Source organism: Bdellovibrio sp. HCB117, assembly GCF_047305915.1.
Classification (GTDB): domain Bacteria; phylum Bdellovibrionota; class Bdellovibrionia; order Bdellovibrionales; family Bdellovibrionaceae; genus Bdellovibrio; species Bdellovibrio bacteriovorus_B.
In genome coordinates this window covers 3,350,769-3,366,569 of record NZ_CP178622.1, presented here as the reverse complement: position 1 = coordinate 3,366,569, position 15,801 = coordinate 3,350,769, and the positions used below count along the sequence as shown (strand labels likewise).

General features: G+C 46.1%; 15 protein-coding genes. 7 read left to right on the top strand and 8 right to left on the bottom strand.

Annotated features, from left to right (window positions below):
* Window positions 1-200: 200 nt before the first annotated feature.
* The 4 genes from ACLWBD_RS15865 to ACLWBD_RS15850 all read right to left on the bottom strand — a co-directional run bounded on the left by ACLWBD_RS15865 (window position 201) and on the right by ACLWBD_RS15850 (window position 5,063).
* Complete coding sequence (locus tag ACLWBD_RS15865) at window positions 201-1,574, bottom strand: HAD-IG family 5'-nucleotidase (RefSeq protein ID WP_413568944.1); 1,374 nt, start codon at window positions 1,572-1,574, stop codon at window positions 201-203.
* A 7-nt stretch (window positions 1,575-1,581) separates the two neighbouring features.
* Window positions 1,582-1,947, bottom strand: coding sequence for a rhodanese-like domain-containing protein (locus tag ACLWBD_RS15860; protein ID WP_253696481.1), 366 nt, complete (start codon window positions 1,945-1,947; stop codon window positions 1,582-1,584).
* A 75-nt stretch (window positions 1,948-2,022) separates the two neighbouring features.
* Window positions 2,023-2,955 carry a hypothetical protein gene (locus ACLWBD_RS15855; protein ID WP_063205315.1) on the bottom strand — a complete coding sequence of 311 codons (933 nt, stop codon included), beginning with the start codon at window positions 2,953-2,955 and terminating at the stop codon, window positions 2,023-2,025.
* Window positions 2,956-3,074: 119 nt separating this feature from the next.
* Window positions 3,075-5,063: a M13 family metallopeptidase gene (locus ACLWBD_RS15850; protein ID WP_063205314.1), complete on the bottom strand. Its 1,989-nt coding sequence runs from the start codon at window positions 5,061-5,063 to the stop codon at window positions 3,075-3,077.
* A gap of 163 nt (window positions 5,064-5,226) precedes the next feature.
* On the opposite strand from ACLWBD_RS15850, the gene ACLWBD_RS15845 reads away from it, so the two are divergent.
* From ACLWBD_RS15845 to ACLWBD_RS15835, 3 genes are all read left to right on the top strand, one after another.
* Window positions 5,227-5,742, top strand: a complete 516-nt coding sequence (locus tag ACLWBD_RS15845) for a hypothetical protein (RefSeq protein ID WP_063205313.1) — start codon at window positions 5,227-5,229, stop codon at window positions 5,740-5,742.
* Window positions 5,743-5,786: 44 nt separating this feature from the next.
* Window positions 5,787-7,028 (top strand): DEAD/DEAH box helicase, encoded by a 1,242-nt coding sequence (locus ACLWBD_RS15840; RefSeq protein WP_413568941.1) that lies wholly within the window; start codon window positions 5,787-5,789, stop codon window positions 7,026-7,028.
* Window positions 7,029-7,100: 72 nt separating this feature from the next.
* Complete coding sequence (locus tag ACLWBD_RS15835) at window positions 7,101-7,796, top strand: hypothetical protein (RefSeq protein ID WP_063205311.1); 696 nt, start codon at window positions 7,101-7,103, stop codon at window positions 7,794-7,796.
* Here the strand turns inward: ACLWBD_RS15835 and ACLWBD_RS15830 are convergent.
* Window positions 7,793-8,929 carry a hypothetical protein gene (locus tag ACLWBD_RS15830; protein ID WP_413568940.1) on the bottom strand — a complete coding sequence of 379 codons (1,137 nt, stop codon included), beginning with the start codon at window positions 8,927-8,929 and terminating at the stop codon, window positions 7,793-7,795. The genes ACLWBD_RS15835 and ACLWBD_RS15830 overlap by 4 nt on opposite strands.
* 189 nt (window positions 8,930-9,118) lie before the next feature.
* On the opposite strand from ACLWBD_RS15830, the gene hppD reads away from it, so the two are divergent.
* Genes hppD through ACLWBD_RS15810 form a run of 4 tightly spaced genes read left to right on the top strand, consistent with a single transcriptional unit; the run spans window position 9,119 to window position 12,192 of the window.
* Window positions 9,119-10,174: a 4-hydroxyphenylpyruvate dioxygenase gene (hppD, locus tag ACLWBD_RS15825; protein WP_063205309.1), complete on the top strand. Its 1,056-nt coding sequence runs from the start codon at window positions 9,119-9,121 to the stop codon at window positions 10,172-10,174.
* A gap of 9 nt (window positions 10,175-10,183) precedes the next feature.
* Window positions 10,184-11,371 (top strand): bifunctional diaminohydroxyphosphoribosylaminopyrimidine deaminase/5-amino-6-(5-phosphoribosylamino)uracil reductase RibD, encoded by a 1,188-nt coding sequence (ribD, locus tag ACLWBD_RS15820; protein WP_413568938.1) that lies wholly within the window; start codon window positions 10,184-10,186, stop codon window positions 11,369-11,371.
* A complete protein-coding gene (locus tag ACLWBD_RS15815) occupies window positions 11,368-11,742 on the top strand; it encodes a PspC domain-containing protein (RefSeq protein ID WP_413568937.1) in 375 nt (124 codons plus the stop codon). Before ribD ends, ACLWBD_RS15815 begins: the two co-directional genes overlap by 4 nt.
* A gap of 42 nt (window positions 11,743-11,784) precedes the next feature.
* Window positions 11,785-12,192 (top strand): hypothetical protein, encoded by a 408-nt coding sequence (locus ACLWBD_RS15810; protein ID WP_063205307.1) that lies wholly within the window; start codon window positions 11,785-11,787, stop codon window positions 12,190-12,192.
* Here the strand turns inward: ACLWBD_RS15810 and ACLWBD_RS15805 are convergent.
* From ACLWBD_RS15805 to rfaD, 3 genes are read right to left on the bottom strand one after another with little or no spacing between them, the layout of a single operon-like run.
* Window positions 12,189-12,986 (bottom strand): RNA methyltransferase, encoded by a 798-nt coding sequence (locus ACLWBD_RS15805; RefSeq protein WP_253696479.1) that lies wholly within the window; start codon window positions 12,984-12,986, stop codon window positions 12,189-12,191. The genes ACLWBD_RS15810 and ACLWBD_RS15805 overlap by 4 nt on opposite strands.
* A complete protein-coding gene (locus ACLWBD_RS15800) occupies window positions 12,986-14,728 on the bottom strand; it encodes an aromatic amino acid hydroxylase (RefSeq protein ID WP_413568935.1) in 1,743 nt (580 codons plus the stop codon). The genes ACLWBD_RS15805 and ACLWBD_RS15800 overlap by 1 nt, the downstream gene beginning before the upstream one ends.
* A 9-nt stretch (window positions 14,729-14,737) precedes the next feature.
* Complete coding sequence (rfaD, locus tag ACLWBD_RS15795) at window positions 14,738-15,706, bottom strand: ADP-glyceromanno-heptose 6-epimerase (RefSeq protein WP_063205305.1); 969 nt, start codon at window positions 15,704-15,706, stop codon at window positions 14,738-14,740.
* Between the last annotated feature and the right edge of the window lie 95 nt (window positions 15,707-15,801).

Sequence of the window (15,801 nt, the reverse complement as noted above, 5' to 3'; positions counted from 1 at the left end):
GTACTAAGTTTTGTACAGTACTAGAAGTCCGGGCTAATTATTTGAAATTAATGATATAACGCCGAGCGCCAATTGAGTGGTCGCGGTTTCTTTGGGGGGGTATTAGGGGTTGCGGTTAAAGTCGCTATCGCCTTTGGGCAAAAAAAAGCCACTCCTAAGAGTGGCTTTGCTGCGGTGTAGACCCAAAAAAGAAGCAGGCACTAGTAGATTTCGTGGGCTAGTGGGCGGCGTGGAGCGCGGAAATAGGTTCTTGGAGATAGATCCAAGAGGTCACCGAGCTTTTCCATGTAGACGCAGGCGTAACGATCAAGCTGATAAGCGAAATAACTTTCTTCGTTACCGGCTCTCATCAATTGACCCCAGTTGCCGTTATACATGGCTTGCTGCTTTTTGATCAGCTGGCTGATTTGCGCATCGATTTCAGAAATAGTTTTCTGAAGTCCATCAATTTGTGTGTCGTTGATGTTCGCGGCCTTTTCAATTTTACGAGTCATCAAATCTGTCAGTTCATCTTCCAAAGGCTCTTTCTTTTTCATCAGAACTTCGATTTCCTGATTCAAAGGTTCCGCCTTTTTATTGTTGTTCACTTCGTCATCCAGCTCCTCGATGACCATCGCTGTTCTCCAGTTACAGTCTTTCTTCAAGCGCAGGATGTCGCCATAGATATGGTCGCCGATGTACAGAATGTCGTCTCCGGCAAGTTCTAGGTCGGCGGTGAATTTCTTCGCGTTACCGCCTTGATAAATACCCGGAGTCAGTTTTCCTTCCATGTTCGTCATTGTGCCGTCTTCTGGATTTACGCGAAGATATTTTTGGCTTTCATAGAAGAACTTTGGTTTGGAAGCAAACGTGATCACGAACTCAAACAGATCTTGCCAAGATTTATGTTCTTTCAAGAATGGTTGAATCGCATAGTCCAACAATAGTTTCGTGTAATGGAAATCAGAGTTTGTCAAAACGAAGATCTTCTTGCCATGACGACGGAACTTTTCAAGGCCTGCAACGAGCTCTGGATCTTTAATGATGTAGTGATCCAGATTTTTCTTAACAACATCTTTCAAAGAACCGTCGCGATGAGCTTCATCCAAAGCATCCAACACATCGTCGGCAATTTGCGAATACTCCGGATACTTGTTTCCAAGATCTGTGTCTTTAAGCTCTACGATCTGGGCGATCAAGTTCGCCAACGAGATTGAAAACGAAGTGTCGACAGCCAAATAGTCTGAGTTGCTCAAGTCGATGTAAGTCGACTTGTAAAGTTTTTGATGGCTTTTGAAGTCCAACGGTTTTAATCCGTGGTAACTGGCGCGAATCGCCGTGTAGCGATTCAACTTCAAAAGATTTCCCATCTTACGATCGATCACCAGACCGCGAATCGCATAGTTGTAGTCAAACGTCAGCTTGCGCAAAGTTTCTGGATAACCACGCTTGATCAATTTTTCGATCATGGTTGTGTGAGAAAGGCGTTCAAAGTTTTCACTGTTATAACGAACCAACGTGTGGTCCATATCAACGCCGATGTAACGAATCTTTTTTAGATTCAAAGTTCTATTAACAAATACTTTTCCTGGCATATTTTTTCTATCTTTCAACAGGCAATTGAAGGTGGTTCCAAAGCATCATTCCACCTTGCATATTATAAACGTGAGTAAGGCCATTCATTTTTGCAAAAGCTGTGGCCTGAGCAGAGCGACCGCCACTTTTGCAAATGAAGACCACAGTTTGGTCTTTAGGTAAATTTTCAAGATGATCGGGAAGAGTGTTCAGAACCACAAGTTCTGAACCCGGGACGTGACCCAGTTCGCCCGTGTACTCGTCGGGTTGACGAACATCAATAAGCTTCACATCGGCCATTAGCTTTTGTAATTCCGCCGGTGCGATGTCGTAGACTCCCTCATAATGAGGATTTTCAGTTTTTGTTTCGAAGTTCACTAACTTCACTGTCACAGATTCCTCCTGCGTCACAGCCAAGATTCTTAGCATAACAGGACTTGCTTTGAAATGCAGCAAAGAGAGGCTTTTTTATTGGGGTGCAGCAGTGGCGGAAGTTACACAGCGGAAACCCACGTGAGTATTTGAGTACGAGGGTGAATTGTCGAGGTCTACAGCGAAAACTCCGGTGTCAGTTCCATTATAAAGGCTTCCGCCCCGTGCGATCGCTCCACCCGGTCCATTAATCCAGGCAAAACCCATTCCGCAATATTCGTTCGAGTTAGGACTTGCACAAACTAAAGAGCTTGAGGGCGCAAACAAAGTAGCAAAACTTCCGCCCAGTCCCACCAAATCAGCGATGTAGTCATTGCTTGAAGCGCCGGGATCGGTGAAGTTTTCTTTGTTCCACTCCCAAGAGTTCCCGGCGAAATCCCAAAGCACTTCGCCATTAGACAGTTGGTGAGTTCTTCGGTTTTCATGCCACAGGCTGGGACTGCAGATGGCGTCTAATGACGCTTGTGAGTCTGCGGCCCCGGAGCTATCGAAGTCATAGCCATAACAAGGATGATCGTCTCCACCGGCCTCAAGCAGACTTCCGTAAGAGTTGTCAAAGTGACCGCGATTCAAAGCTCCCGAAGTAACGGCTCCAGAACTCCAGTTCGCCGTAGTTTCAGTGATGTTGATGGCGATCTTATTCCATTGAGCTGTGCTGATAAGGTCGTAGTCAGAACCCAAAGCCTGACAAGCGGTGACCGCATCGTCGCGATCGATATTTCCCCAGGGAGCACCACCAGCTTGAGATGTGGCAACGCCAGCCACGTCTTTCATTTCGTATTTTGCGACACAAAATCCTGGCGGAGTTTCGCTGGCAGAAGGTGGCACGTAAACATAACCCGTGGGACATGAATACTGAATGGCGTCCTCGGAAGGAATTTCCGTGAGTGCATCCGTCACTTTCTTAAGATCCAAGCTGCACGCACTCAAAGACATGAGTAAGACAGAGTAAAAGAATATACGTACCATGATCTTCTTATCGGCTTCTTGACACAGCCCACGAGCTTTTCAAGGCACTTTCGCTTAAAAATGATGAAGAGTAGAATCCAAAAAAAAAGCCGCTTCATTTTGAAGCGGCTTTTGTCTCATTACCAGATCTGCACTCGGTCTTTTGGATCTAAAGTCATTTTGTCGCCAGGCTTGCACTGGAAGGTTTCAGCAAAGGCCGGCTGATGTTTTACTTGTTCATTGATACGAGCCCATCCCGCAGAGTGCGGATCCGTTTTACGCATCAACTTTTCAAAATCAGGGCGGATCACTGTGCACCACAGGCGGCCATAGGCTATGAAGAAATCTTTTTTATCTTTTTCAGTTCCTTGGCCCTTAGGGAAGGCCGCATTGTAGGCAAACGTCAAACCGACAAGATCGGCGACGTTTTCACCTAAAGTCAGTTTTCCGTCATGACCGATTTGATTGAACTGATCGATCATCTTTTGCCCACGCAAGTTGAACTCCATGATGTCTTTTGTGGTCATCCACTGACGAAGGCGACCTTGAGAATCATATTTTGATCCGCTGTCATCGATACTGTGACCCAATTCATGTCCCATCACCGCGCCAACGGCGCCTAAGTTTTCAATCACTGATCCATCTTTGTCGTAGAACGGATATTGAAGAATACCAATGGGCAGAACAAATTTGTTTTCATTGCTGCTGTAGTACGCATTCACGGTCAACGGTCCCATGCCCCAAGCATCCTGATTGGCGGGCTCGCGAAGCTCTGTCATGTTCTTTTCCCAGCGAGCTTCATTGTAGGTGTGCATATTTTGCACGTAGTTCGTTTTTGAATATTTACGAAGAGGAACGAAATCCCACTCTTTGTCTGTGTGAGGCTTCACCAGTTGCAAACGCGCCGTCTTAATTTTTGCGATGGCCTCTTTTTTTCCTTCTTTAGAAAGCCATTTATTTGCCTCTAGACCATCCAGGATACTTTGACGAATACGCGCGCCCACTTCGTTGACTTTGCTTTCGTCGAAATGAGGAAAGACTTTGTCGACCAACGCAGCATCAATTTCTTTCATGAAGTAGTTGCCCGCTGTTGTCGTGCAACGCTCTTGACGGTCCGGACGCTTCTCGGGACCGCCGAAGAACTTCTTTTCAAAATTGAATCCGGCTTGGAAAAACTTCGGGTAGCCGTCGTCCATCTGATCGCCCAAAGCTTTATACAGATAAACGTCTTTCCACACTTGCAAAGGAAGCTTGTCTAATTGCGCGTTAATAAAATCCAAAGATTCGGGGATCGGCGTATTTACAACCACTTCAGGGGGGATTTTATCAAACAGGGGTTTTAAATAAAGCTGCGGATACTTTTTTAAAAGATCTGCTTGAGAGCTGACACGTTTTTCGCTCCAACGCTGATGGCGAACGGCCGTTACCGGATAAGTTTTAATAAACTCTTGTTCAAATGCGACCATCGCTTTTGCACGCGCCTGAGCATCCGCCTTTTTTACTTTGGGCTCGATGTTTTGGATGAACATGGTGAGTAAGGATTCGTACTCTTTCAAAAGCTCTGGCTGCTCATAATACTTGTGATCAGGAAGAAGCATGAAATTGGCATACAGCATGGCATCCATTTTTTTCGGATTGTCCAAATTCGGAGAAGCCCACAGATAAACCATGTTGCCAAAACCCTTTGGCAAATTTTCATGAGAGTAACGAACTAATTCTTCGGTGGTTTTAATTTTACCAATCTCGTTCACCATGCGAACGACTTCGGCTTTTTCGTCTTTGGCTTTCGCTGACGTATTCATGCATGACATGTAAACATCGCGGATCTGTTCGCTGCGCGAATCCATATTTTTTTGCGCAGGAAGGTCCTTCATGAATTTCTTTTTAACTTCCAAAAGACGTTCTCTAGAATCATTGAAGGCAAAGGTGTGGCTGCGGCGATCGGGGCGCAGTTTGAATGAAGCCTCCGCTTTTTCACAGACATATTTGTGAAAGTCTTCACAGGGACTGACATCGGTACTCAATGGGAATGATCTTTTTTCAGGGATGTCAGAAGAGGGGGCCGCTGTTTTTGCGGATTTTGCCTGTGCTGACAAAATGAGGGTGGAGGCCAATAGAAGTTTTAACATGCTTGAGTTCCCACATTGGAAAAGGTTGTTCGTTTGTAAATCGTAAACCTGCCTAAATTCATTTAAAAGGCCTTTGGGGCTATGATCGAGGGCGTTATCAACAAGTTAATCAATTTTACTTACCCGGAAACTCGCGGTAATCGAAAAGGAAAGGGGATCTCTTATGAAAAAATTTGTTTTGCTCCTCGTAGCAACATTGGCTTTGACGGCTTGTAAGACAGTCAAAATTGAAAATGGCGAAGTGCCGGATGAATATCTGTCTCGCGCGAAAAAAGTAGAAGGCGTTTATCAAGGCTCTTTCGAAGGACGTCGTGGTGAATTGGCGATCACGTTTCAAGGAAACAGACCTGTTCTTACTTACAAAGATGCTCGCGGTGATAGTTTCGTGATGCCTCAATGCCAATCTTCTGTAAACGATTTGAAATGGGCGTACGTGACTCGTAAAGGTGTTGTTGAATCGGTGGGATTCTACTTTGATCCAGGCGTTTGCTTTATGGATGGACGTGAGGTTGTCTTGAGTTTCAGCAACAACTACAACACGATCCACGTCAGAATCTTAGATCGTCGTTATTTTGACCGTCATTGTCGTTGGGAAGTCGTAGATCCACGCGTGGGTCCTCGCGAAATCTGCGAGACTACGCAACGTGAAGTCAATTTGAACGGTAAATTCTCTCGCTAAGCTATTGAAGGAACGATCGTGTCTGTGGCATGATCGTTCCATTCATGTCAAAAACTCCTGTCGACCTTTCTCCTGAACAATCTGGCGCTCTGGAACTTCTTCGTTCCGGCGAAAATGTTTTTCTAACAGGCGGAGCTGGCAGCGGCAAAAGTTTTCTTATTCGTCACTTCATGAAAGAGCTCGATCCCAAGTCCATGCCGATTTTGGCAAGCACCGGGGCCGCGGCTGTTCTTTTGGGCGGACGAACCTTTCACAGCTTCTTTGGACTAGGAATTATGGAAGGAGGACCCGACGCCACCTATGCTCGGGCTTCTAAAGATACAAAATTAATGGCTCGTCTTCGTAAGGTCGAAGGCGTGATCATCGATGAAATTTCCATGATTCCCGGACAAGCTTTAATGATTGCCGAAGCTCTTTCGCAAAGGGCGCGCGAGTCAAAACTTCCTTGGGGAGGCATGCGCATTATTTCTGTCGGAGATTTTGCGCAGTTACCACCCGTTACCCAAACAGGGCAAAGAGACTGGTGTTTTATGAACGCCGTCTGGCACCAAAGCGGCTTTCAAAACGTCAAGCTGTCTCACAATCAACGTGTCAGTGATAATTTATTTCTAGATATCTTAAGTGATGTTCGTCATGGGCTGACGACGGAACGCGTGCGGGATTTCTTGAACGAGCATTTGCAAGAGCACGATGAAGATCATCCGGGAACGCGGCTTTTTCCTCGAAAAATTGCGGCGGATAATTTCAATCAGAAGAAATTACGCGAGCTCGATGAAGAAGAGATCACGATTGATTCCATTTACTTTGGAACCGAAAAGCATATCGAAATTCTTCAGAAGTCAGCTCCCGTGCCTTTAAAGCTGGTTCTTAAACTCGGTTGTCGCGTGATGTTTTTGCAGAACGATCCGCAAAAGCGCTGGGTGAACGGGACTCGCGGTGTGGTCACCGATATTACGGCTGACACTGTGATGGTTAAAAAAGACGGGGGTCGTGAGGTTCAAGTCGAAAAAACCTCCTTCGCTATTCAGGATGCTGAAGGAAATATCATGGCGCAAGTGGTGCAATTCCCCTTAACGCTGGCTTACGCCACGACAATTCACAAAAGTCAGGGAGCGACGTTGGATGATTTGTGGTGTGACTTAAGTTCACTGTGGGAGCCCGGTCATGCTTACGTGGCTTTAAGTCGATTGCGTTCCTCAGAAGGACTGCATCTTATCGGCTGGAATCCGCGCTCTATTATTGTGGATCCGAAAGTCTTGGATTTTTACAAGCGTCTAGAAAATTAGATTCCGCCGTCTGCTGACAAACACAGTGCCAGCAACAACATCGTCTTTCAAAATATAAAGATCGAGGTGTTTATGAAGGCGCTCCTTCTTCTATCTTGTTTTCTTTTTATCGCGTGCAGTGAAACCGTATCCGATCGTATCGGAGACGCACAACTTTGTCTGGACAATGCAACTCCAGAACAAGCTCAAGGCTGTATTGCCGACATCGAGTCTGTCGACCGAGCGGATGCGCACGTTTTGAAATGTGCTGCTGGTTTTGTGACTGAGGGCTTTGGCACCGGTGACCGTTTTCGTCGTTCGTTTCGTCAGTTAGAGGACAGTGGCGATGGGACACCCGGACTGTTAGGGTACTTAGCCTTTGCAAGTCAAGGCACCCCGAATTTGAACCGCGCCTTTGCTCTTAAAACAGATATTGCCTGTCAGAAGTCGGAACAAAAAAGCTTGCGGTTGTTCGGCTCCTTGGCTTTAGCGGCGACAACCATTGCTGAGCTGGGAGGATTGACTTGGGATGCGCAAACTCCTCCGACGGCGGCAGATATTCGGGCCGCGATCACGACGATGGAAAATTCGGGCAGTGCGAATATTGTATCCGCGATCCAACAGATTGGGACAGCCGTAGTGAACGTCTATAACAGAGCCTGTCGTTCGGGAAATGTGCCGAATAAAAAACTGTGTGAGCAACATCAGAATGCGGTCGCTGAGGGGCAAGGCGATCTGGAACAAACAGGGCGAAAAATTTTAGATAAGTGGAAAAATAATTCGAATTAAAAGGGCACGTTGAGTTTCACCAGATAGATGCGACTGTCATCCGGTGTTTCCAATGTCCCCACGTTCTCTGCGTAAGAGACAAGATCCAACGCAAAGTAGGGAAGTGCTAAAGAATATCCGGCGGTCCAATAGGTTTCGCTCAATCCTAAACGGAATTGATTTTTAATCCAGGTTGAAGGCGTCCAATCTACTTCAACCCCTAAGTGCGATCCTTTTTTCCAATTGAAATTGGGGTGATTCAGATCGCGAAAATCTAAAGCGACTCGTCCCGAAGTTCCGAAACTTGCGGGGAACTCCCACGCAGAGCCGATGTCAAAAACGCGATAAAGCGGTTCCGGATTTTTATCACTGTCCTTGTTGATAAGACCAAAGCTGTTATCAAAACCAAAATTAAAAATGTTCCTTGCGACGAAGGCAAAATTATATGTTTGCTCGGACCAGTTTTGAGTCCATAAAACCCCAACATCGGCGTCGATTGTGTAACCCTCCGATAGATCTTCACGCGAGATGTAGTTCTCATTGGCGGCAAGTTCAGTAGCACTCAGAGAACGACTTAGAAAAACGCGATTCACAAATTTCGCCGTCACACCCCAGGAAAGGTTTTCCGAAGCCATTTGTCCGTAGCCCATGGCCAAGCTGGAATCTCCATAGACCGTCGTATTCACGGCGGGGCCAATCTGTTGATGCAGACCTGCTTCAAAAGTCAGATCGGCTGGAATAAATCCAAAGGCCCATTGGGGTTTGGCGTAGATGATTTCAAAAAGTTGAATTCGCGCGGTGTAAGTGTTCCCGTAATTTTCCTGTATGAGATCAATCAGGGCGTCTTGTTTTTCAGTTTCTGTTTCACTGGAGCTTTGAATGTCATTAATGTCGTTGTAAAAATCCAGCGTGGATGGAGACCCTTGCGCGCTTAAGATTCCTAAGTTCCACGTGTTTTCCGTTCGACGGGCCAGAGCGGCTGGGTTGTAATAAAGTGCAGAGTAATCATTGTTGACTGCGGTGAAGGCATCTCCCATTCCTAAAGCGCGAGGCGATTGATAGAAGTGATGAATCGTGAAAGTCACGCTATCGACGGCGCTGGCGGTGGCACTGGTGAATACTAAAAATAAAGAAAATAGAATATGTTTAGTCATGAATCTATTCTGCGTGTCCTGGTGGATTTGGCGATCAAATCCCTGGGCTGTCGGCGAAATACATGAGGCACTCTGGGGACGACTTGCTGACAGTCAGGGTGCAAGGTCTAAGTGATTGATATTCCTTAGTTTCTTCTTGCTTGAAATCAGTGTTAAATAGGGCTACTGTCGGTTTTTTAGGAGGAAGCAATGGCTCAAATTACAGAGCAAAATCCCATCGGCCTTAACGGCGTGGATTTTATTGAGTATTCAGGTCCCGACGCTCACTATTTCGAAACTATCTTCAAACGTTATGCGTTTAAAGAAGTGGGACAAGTTCATGGCAAAAACATCCGCTTATTCCGCCAGGGCGACATCAACTATATTTTGAACTGTGAACCGCAAACTTTCGCAACAGACTTTGCAAAAATGCACGGTCCTTCGATCTGCGCGACAGGTTTCCGCGTTCAAGATGCAGAACACGCTTTCAAGACCGCAGTTGCACGCGGGGGCCGTCCTTACGAGGGCAATGATCACCAAAAGGGCGCGACACCATTCCCAGCTATTTATGGCATTGGTGATTCGTTGATCTATTTCATCGACGAGAAAAACCAGAACAAACTTTACAACGAAATTTTCCAAGTAAAACCGGAAGATAAGTTTCCGGCGGGCGTGGGTTTCACTGTGATTGATCATTTCACCAACAATGTTCCTAAAGGTGAAATGGACAAATGGTGTGACTTCTACACGAAAGTTTTGGCTTTCCGTGAAGCTCGTTACTTCGACATCCGTGGTGCGAAGACGGGTTTGCTTTCAAAAGTAATGCGTTCTCCATGCGGAAAATTCTCAGTCCCTATCAATGAGCCTACAGAGTCCAAATCTCAAATCCAGGAGTACCTGGATGAATACAAGGGTTCTGGCATTCAGCACGTGGCTTTGTTGACGACTGACATTGTTCAAACTTTGGAAAACTTGAAAAACAGTGAAATCCAATTCTTAACTCCACCTCCGCACTCTTACTATGAGATGCTTCCCGCGCGCGTTCCGAACGTGACCGAGGATTTGAATCGCCTTGAAAAGAATGCGATCTTGGTGGACGGAGATGAAAAAGGCTACTTGCTACAAATCTTCACGAAAAACACTTTCGGTCCGATCTTCTATGAAGTGATTGAACGTAAAGGTCATGATGGTTTCGGTGATGGCAACTTCCAAGCGTTGTTCGATGCTATCGAGCGTGATCAACGCGAACGTGGATATTTAACATAGTCAGGATCTATGGAACTTATTAAGCCCCTTTCTATTCCCGCAAAGGGAACCAAGCTTTCACCCGAACAGGCCATGAGACTGGCCATCAGTGAAGCTTACAAAGGGGCGACGCGTGTCAGTCCCAATCCCTTAGTGGGCGCCGTCGTTTTAGATGCTGATGGAGGATTTATTTCCTGCGGGCATCATGAATTTTACGGCGGCCCTCATGCTGAAGTGAATGCTCTGAAAGATCTATCTCCGGAAATTCTAAAAGGGGCTCATGTCTTTGTAACCTTAGAGCCTTGTGCTCATGAAGGTAAAACTCCTTCTTGCGCAAAGATGATGGCGAAGCTTCCTTTAAAAAAAGTGACGTTCGGTTTGATCGATCCGAATCCTTTGGTGGCGGGTCAAGGCGCTGACATTTTAAAAAACGCCGGTATTGAAGCCGAGGTTTTTTCCTCTAAAAACTCTGATGAAGACCAAGAAATCAAAACGCTACTTGAAGAAGTGTGCGAAGCTTTTCTTTGGAATTTCCGCAAGAAAAAAGTTTTTGTGGCTTTGAAGATGGCTTCCAGTATTGACGGTCAAGTGGCTTTAAAGTCCGGTGAAAGTCAGTGGATCACCGGGCCCCAATCGCGTGAGTATGTTCACTATCTGCGTGCTTGTTACGACGCCATTGTCGTAGGTAAAGGCACGATCGACTTTGACAATCCTTCTTTGAATATTCGTCATCCCGAGATCAAAAAGAACAACAAGGTCGTCGTGATCGATGGCGAAGGCGAACTGCTTTACCGCTTCGATGAATTAAAGCTTTCTGAGGTTCACGCTCCAGAGAATATTTTTTGGTGTGTGGCTGAAGAAGCAAAAGAACGCGTGGATAAGACATTGTCGAAGTTAAAGAAGGCTCCGCAAATCGTTTACGTGAAAACGAATGTCGGAGGGGATCTGGATCTTGAAGCTCTGTTGGCTCAGCTTTATACAAAAGGTTTAAGATCGGTGATGGTCGAGGGTGGAGCGATGACAGCAAGTTCGTTCATTAGCTCGGGTTTAGTAAACCGTCTTTATATGTTCCAGGCGCCCATCATCATGGGATCTGGTGGAGCACGCTCTTGGACCGAGACTGTGCGGATTTCCGAAATGAAAAATAAAATTCATATTAAAAACCCTCGTTACCTGACTTTTGGAAACGACTTTATGATTACGGGGACTTTGTCATGACAGTAAATTCAGCAACTCAAAACTACCGTTGGGTTCGCGCCAGTGATGGTGCTTTGGCGGGTGTTTGCAAAGGTCTAGGTACGGCCTTAGGTATTGAAACTTGGATAGTGCGCGTCATTTGGCTTATCGCGATATTGTGGTTTGGTACCGGAATCCTCCTTTATTTGATTTTGGCGGTCTGTTTGCCCCGCGTCGATAAGCTAGACCATGCCCTGGATGGCAAGCTTCTAGGCGTCTGTGCTAGAATAGCCAAGAGATACCGCATCGAAGTCGGGCTGGTCCGAACGGGTTTCGTGGTCATGGCCCTTGTGACTTTTGGTGTGGCGATCTTGGGTTACGGGCTTTGTTACTTTCTTATTCCGAAAGCCTGAACCCGGTAAGTCGCTTTCGAGCGCAGGAGTATTTAATTATATATGGGTGATGACAGTAGTAGGTCGATCGTAAAAGCCCTCAAAAATGAATGGTCTCTTTTCTGGGAAGCCTTCCAAGGTGAAGAGACTCCATCTGACGATTCCTTTAAAACTGGAAAACTGGAAGTTCTGACTTCAGAACAGATTCATGAAATGACGAAAGCTTTGGTCGAAGACCGCAAAAAGCTGAATCAAAAAATGGAAACCGTTTCCAAAGAAATTGATCTTAATTCCGCAAAACTTGAAAGCCTTCGCTTAGTGGGAGCCGAAGATTCTGACACCATTGCCAGAATTAACGAACTTACCGACTTGGGCCAAAGTATGACGACAGCTTTGACGAAGTTAGATCAACAGCTTCGTGTCATTCGTGAACAGCAAGACCGTCTTCAAGACGACTTGATCACGTCTTAGGCTTTGCCGTCTCTTTTTTGATATTCTTTCCATTCACGAAGCTTGCGAATGCTTTGTTGTAATACGGTTTCAAGAACAACCAGTTCTTTCTTCGTCGGCGTGTTTTGTAAAAGCATGCGGCGAAGAACCGTGAACACGTTGATTTTGCGCTGACGAGTTAAATCAAAGCCCATCTCTTGCAACCAAGTGTGCAAAGTTTCTTCCGGATTGATGCCCTCAATTCCTTGAGGGGCACGACGGCTTTTCCCGCCATCAAGTTTTGTGCGTTGTCCGCCCCACATTTTTCTTAAAGAGAACATCCCTAAAAGAGTGGCTTGCGCTAAGTTCAAGCTCCAGTTTTCACCGAATGTCGGTAAGCAGGCACAGAAGTTCGCATGTTCTAAGTCCTCAGCGGCCAGACCCCAGTCTTCAGGGCCAAAGATCAAGTGAATGACGTAAGGTTCATCGCTTTGAACCTGAAATTGAGGAGCATGATCCGCGATATCTGTGAGGACCTCGTCGATATCGCGGACTTGGCGTCCTTTTCCGTCGCGGGCCGTGAAGCAGATTTTAATGCTTTCAGGTTCTTTTGCAAAAAACTCGTCCCAAGAAGCATAAGTCGTCCTGTTTTGCAGACCCGTTTGCCCGGTGGCTGCCGCCTGCTGAGCTTCATAAGTAATTTCACAAGCAGGTGCGACTAGTACAAGTTTATCAAAACCCATATTGCTCATCGCGCGCGACGTGGAACCGATGTTTCTTTCATAGATAGTGCGCACTAGAACAATGCGCACTTCAAAGGGACGTTTCAAATTCATTAAAGAGCTCCTGCCAAAGTCAGACCGTCTTGGATCAAACCTTGGGTTTTTTCATCCTTTTTCGCGAGCTTCGCTAAGTCTTCTTCAATTTGCTTTTTCAAAGAAGATTGGGGATCGCGCGCTTGAAGAATTTCTAAAGCTTCTAATAACAAAAGCCAATCCTCCGCAAAAAGACTGCGGTGAGATTGTAAAATTTCCGATAATTCTTCAGTCAATTTTGAGCCCTGCACTTTTTCTTCACGCAGTTTTCTGATGGCGCCATAGTTGCGATGTCTTGAAAGCTCTTGTTCGGAATAACTTGGAACCGGAACGCGCTTCGCGATGAAGTCGACGGTTTCGCCGTAAGCTTCGCGATCCGCAGGGCCTCCAAAGACCGAGGTCACTGAAGAGCCAATAGCCATGTCGTAAGTGCCCCATTCAGGTGCAAATAAGATGCGGCCATTGAGCTCGGCTTTCGCATTTTCCAGCGTCAAAGTGATGGTTTTGCTATTTTTAATAAGGCGATATTGCACGACACCAGTAACCACTACGCCCGAAGTAAATTCTAGGCGCGCGGTTTTTCCAGATTCCACTTGAAGCTCGGCCCATTCCGCATCTGTAAATGTAGAAGGGCACTTGTTAGGATGAGCTTTCAAAAAGCCAACAGGAGTTCCAAAACCATGCGCATGGTATTTCTTGTCGTGACCGGAAAGTTCTTGGTCCATGTAGCAAAGCTGTGTCGGGCCGCTCAAGCGTAAGTAAGCCAGCTGACCGTTGTTATCCGTGATCGCTTCAACGATCTGACCAGAAATCTGGATGCCTGAATTGAGCTCTGCGGTGTTAACCGAGTGAGCTTCGATCGCCTTTTTCAATCCGGCAAGGCCACCCAACCGGAAGGCCATTTGGTCGGCCATGTCGTCTAAAACTTTACTGAGTGTTTTAAAGTCCGGTGTCACAAAAAGTTGGGGCTGCGGTTCCGTGATATCGTAAGTTTGTTTGATACAGTCAACGGTCAATGGAATCTTCTTCACTTTTTGGCTCAAGCACCATTTCGATTCGCCGACGCTTGAAAGTAAGCCCGCACCAAAAATTTTTGGATTGTCCAAAGTGCCAATTAAGCCATACTCGGCCGTCCACCAATTCATGCGTGATAGTTCAGAAGCTTCTGAAACATGCGACATGTTTTTGCTGACGATCTCTAGATGTGTTTCTGCGGCTTTGATTTGTTCTGGCGTTGATGCCGGATTTTCTTTGATGTCAGAAAGATCGCGAATGGCTTCATACAGATCAAGATCTTCTTTGCTGATGATCGCCTTTTTTGCGACCTGAGCATACTGACGAAGATATTCTGAAAATTCAGGGTGAATCAAAATCGGCGCATGTCCCGCGGCTTCGTGAACGATATCAGGAGCCGGCGTGTAAAGCAGATGATCCAGAGTGCGCATATCTGAAGCGATCGGAAGGACGCCCAAAGATTGAAGCTCCATAAACGCCGCCGGTGGAATAAACCCACTGACGGGAAGGGCTCTCCAGCCAAATTCTTGCAGTTTTGCGCTGACGTCTTCGATGCGCGGAATTTTTTCGATGTTGATGCCGGTTTTTTCTAAACCTTCAACGTAACATTCGTGCGCATGCTTTGAAAGAAAGGCCTTCAACTGACGAAGAATATATCTCCAAACCGCTTGATCTACGGGGGTGTACTTTTCGTAGTGTTGTTCAACGACGTATTTTCTTAAGTGCGGCGGTAAAAAGTCTGTCTCCATATTCAGTCCTTAAAGCGAAGGATCGTCTTTTGACAGGTAATTTTGCACATAATCAGCAACGGCTTTCTCAAGCGGCCATTTTGCTGGGCTCATACCGGCAGCCAACCATTTATCTGTTTTTGCTTCAGTGAAATACTGATATTGCCCGCGAATATTTTCTGGCATTTCCAGCCAGTTGATTTTCATTTCTTTTTTCATGGCTGTAAATACAGCGCCAGCTAAATCCAACCAGGTACGAGGTTTACCAAAGCCCATGTTATAAACACCGTTCTTCGGTTTTTTATCCATCAGCTCTGCCATCCATCCTGTCACGTCTTTCACGTAGACAAAGTCGCGCATGAATTCGCCGTCTTTGTATTTAGGATCTGCGGATTTGAACAGGCCTAAGTTGCCGTTAGCTTTAATCTGATTGTAAGCCTTGAAAGCCACACTCGACATCGCCTCTTTGTGGTATTCATTGGGCCCAAAGACGTTAAAGAACTTCAGTCCGTACCAGTGAGGAGGAGTTTTAGTTTGCTTCAATGCCCAGCGATCAAAAAGAACTTTCGACTCGCCGTAAAGATTGAGCGGACGAAGTTTTTCGGGGTCTGTCGTATCGTCAAAGCCCAATTCGCCGGCTCCGTAAGTCGCCGCGCTGGAAGCATAGATCATTGATTTTCCATGTTCCGCGCACCATTCAAAAATTCTTTGTGTGTAGTAAGTGTTGTTTTCCCAAAGAAACTCTTTGTTGGTTTCAGTAGTGGAAGAACACGCGCCCATGTGAATGATCCAAGTGACTTTTTTCTTAGCTTCGTCAGTTTCTAGGAACGGCCAAAGTTCGTCTTTAAGAAGAAACTTCGTGATTTGACGTTTTTTAAGAAGATTGCGTTCGTTCAAACCCACAGAGTCTACGGCGATGATATCCGTAAAGCCTTTTTCGTTGAGTTCCCACACCATCACGCTGCCAATAAAGCCGTTTGCACCAGTTACAATAATCATAGTTTTTCCACCCTATTACAGAGCCGATTTTTTCTCAAGGACAGGGGCCAGTTTTGCGGCCTGTTAGAGGCCTATTCAACCCAGCAAAAAATACC

Excerpts from the sequence above, each read along its gene's own strand:
- rfaD (WP_063205305.1), bottom strand. The coding sequence starts at position 15,706 with ATGATTATTGTAACTGGTGCAAACGGCTTTATTGGCAGCGTGATGGTG.
- ACLWBD_RS15805 (WP_253696479.1), bottom strand. The coding sequence starts at position 12,986 with ATGAATTTGAAACGTCCCTTTGAAGTGCGCATTGTTCTAGTGCGCACT.
- ACLWBD_RS15840 (WP_413568941.1), top strand. The coding sequence starts at position 5,787 with ATGTCAAAAACTCCTGTCGACCTTTCTCCTGAACAATCTGGCGCTCTG.
- ACLWBD_RS15845 (WP_063205313.1), top strand. The coding sequence starts at position 5,227 with ATGAAAAAATTTGTTTTGCTCCTCGTAGCAACATTGGCTTTGACGGCT.
- ACLWBD_RS15865 (WP_413568944.1), bottom strand. The coding sequence starts at position 1,574 with ATGCCAGGAAAAGTATTTGTTAATAGAACTTTGAATCTAAAAAAGATT.
- ACLWBD_RS15800 (WP_413568935.1), bottom strand. The coding sequence starts at position 14,728 with ATGGAGACAGACTTTTTACCGCCGCACTTAAGAAAATACGTCGTTGAA.
- ACLWBD_RS15855 (WP_063205315.1), bottom strand. The coding sequence starts at position 2,955 with ATGGTACGTATATTCTTTTACTCTGTCTTACTCATGTCTTTGAGTGCG.
- ACLWBD_RS15835 (WP_063205311.1), top strand. The coding sequence starts at position 7,101 with ATGAAGGCGCTCCTTCTTCTATCTTGTTTTCTTTTTATCGCGTGCAGT.
- ACLWBD_RS15830 (WP_413568940.1), bottom strand. The coding sequence starts at position 8,929 with ATGACTAAACATATTCTATTTTCTTTATTTTTAGTATTCACCAGTGCC.
- hppD (WP_063205309.1), top strand. The coding sequence starts at position 9,119 with ATGGCTCAAATTACAGAGCAAAATCCCATCGGCCTTAACGGCGTGGAT.
- ACLWBD_RS15850 (WP_063205314.1), bottom strand. The coding sequence starts at position 5,063 with ATGTTAAAACTTCTATTGGCCTCCACCCTCATTTTGTCAGCACAGGCA.
- ACLWBD_RS15815 (WP_413568937.1), top strand. The coding sequence starts at position 11,368 with ATGACAGTAAATTCAGCAACTCAAAACTACCGTTGGGTTCGCGCCAGT.
- ACLWBD_RS15810 (WP_063205307.1), top strand. The coding sequence starts at position 11,785 with ATGGGTGATGACAGTAGTAGGTCGATCGTAAAAGCCCTCAAAAATGAA.
- ribD (WP_413568938.1), top strand. The coding sequence starts at position 10,184 with ATGGAACTTATTAAGCCCCTTTCTATTCCCGCAAAGGGAACCAAGCTT.